Source organism: Tamlana sp. 2_MG-2023, assembly GCF_030548465.1.
Taxonomy (GTDB): Bacteria; Bacteroidota; Bacteroidia; order Flavobacteriales; family Flavobacteriaceae; genus Pseudotamlana.
The window spans coordinates 1-1,867 of sequence record NZ_JAUOSF010000035.1; the positions used below are offsets into that span (position 1 = coordinate 1).

The 1,867-nt window shown below is 34.9% G+C and carries 2 protein-coding genes; one reads left to right on the plus strand and one right to left on the minus strand.

Features of this window, described 5'->3' with window-relative positions; translation table 11 throughout:
* The first annotated feature begins 76 nt into the window (after nucleotides 1-76).
* On the plus strand, nucleotides 77-1,522 hold the full coding sequence (locus tag Q4566_RS16965) for a type IV secretory system conjugative DNA transfer family protein (protein WP_303423763.1): 1,446 nt from the start codon (nucleotides 77-79) through the stop codon (nucleotides 1,520-1,522).
* 3 nt (nucleotides 1,523-1,525) lie between these two features.
* Here Q4566_RS16965 and Q4566_RS16970 read toward each other — a convergent pair.
* Nucleotides 1,526-1,867: nucleotidyl transferase AbiEii/AbiGii toxin family protein (locus Q4566_RS16970; RefSeq protein ID WP_303423766.1), on the minus strand; the 342-nt coding region annotated here is incomplete at its 5' end.

Genomic DNA, 1,867 nt, shown 5'->3' on the forward strand with positions numbered 1-1,867 from the left:
CGCAGTTAGTTTTAAAAGCAATAAATAAAATAAAACAAGGAGTGGTCAAAGGTTTAGAGTCTGGATCAATTTCTATATGATAAATACATTAGCACATATCATTTTATATATCGCAATACCAGGCTTAGTAATCCTTTTATTAGTATGGAGTGGTGTATTTCGATCCGGTTTCAAGAACTCAAATAAAAGGTATCAAGTGCGTTTTAAATTAAATAGTGGTAGGTTTAAAATTGATAATATCAAACGTGGTGTTTCCTTAATTGGTTCTGCCGGAAGCGGAAAAACAGAAAGTGTCGTTTATAACCTCATGCAACATTTTAGTGAACAGCAATTTTGTGGTATCATTCATGATTATAAACATTTTGAGTTAACCGAAATAGCATATCCGCTTTTTAAGACTCAACATGGTTTAAGTTTTTATACGGTTTCATTTGATTGCATAAACAGTAAGGTAAATCCAATTGCACCACGATATCTACCAAATGAAGAAAGTGTCAATGAGTTATCTCGGGTACTCATAGAAAATCTACTGGAAGTTCATGGGGAGACAAATGCTACTTCACGATTTTTCAGTGATGCGGTTGAAGGGCTTTTAGCTGGCATGATATGGAAAATGAAAACGGACTACCCTAAACGATGTACGTTACCGCACATCATTGCTTTATTTCAAAGTTTACCTACCAAACGATTAATTGCCTTTTTAAGCTCAAACCTAACAGCGAAAAGTATGGCAAGTGCATTTATTAATGGTATTGAATCTGAAAAACAAACGGCAGGAGTAAAGAGTACCTTGTCTAATGCATTCAAAAAGATAAGTTCTCAAAACATATTTATGGTGCTATCAGAAGACCAAGTGCCATTAGATTTAAATCACCCCGATTACCCCTCTGTGATTTCAGTGGTGAACAATCCGAAATACGAATCAGCTTATGCGCCTATAATAGCCACCATTATGCATACCGCTGTGAAACAGATGAGTGTGCGAAATCGAAAACCATCCTTTGTTTTAATGGAGGAGGCTCCAACAATTAAGCTTTTAAACATGCCACGTATACCAGCAACATTAAGAAGTTTTGATGTGGCTACTATTTATGTAATGCAAGATAAAATTCAAAACGATATCCTGTATGGCGATAAAGCGAGTAAAGCAATATTATCGAATCTATCTTATCAATTTTTTGGAAAAGCTAACGACCCAGATACAGCTAGATATTATGAGCGGTTTTTTGAAATGATTAAGGTGCCAACTAGAAGCATCAGCAAAAACAGTGGGCTAAGTATGGAGAGTCGCGTAACAAAAGGGGAGCGAGAGGTTTCTAAACGTCGCGCTAGTACCTTTTTTAGATTGAAACAAGGTGAGTTTGTAGCTTTCGCTGATGGTAAGGATAGAAAAGTACGTTTTAAACTTCAAAACATAGAGAAAGCTTTGCCTATGGGTAGGGAGCATGTAACTGTAGAAGAATTAAAATTCAATTATGAGAAGATTTATAGGGAAATTGCTATGATTATTAAGACAACATAGAGATTATTTAAAATGATTTTTAGTGTAATTGCTAATTCTTGTTGTAATATCATCCTTAATAAACTCCCAGTGTTTTCCATAATAACAAATCGGGTCGAAATCATCGTCCGATTGTGAAAAGTCAATAAAATTTTTTAAAATTAAAAGCCTATCATGGTTAAAAGGGTATCGTTGTTCGTGCAACTCTATCATTCTATTAAGTGCACAGGTTTTGAAGAGTTCATGTAAATCCCAAAAATCTTTCTTTCTGCCACCTCTTTGAACAACATCCAATTTCATTGCGATAATCTCTTCAATTGAAGCCATACGAATCGTATCTACTATAATTGGAGGTTGTATGTATCG

Excerpts from the sequence above, each read along its gene's own strand:
- Q4566_RS16965 (WP_303423763.1), top strand. The coding sequence starts at position 77 with ATGATAAATACATTAGCACATATCATTTTATATATCGCAATACCAGGC.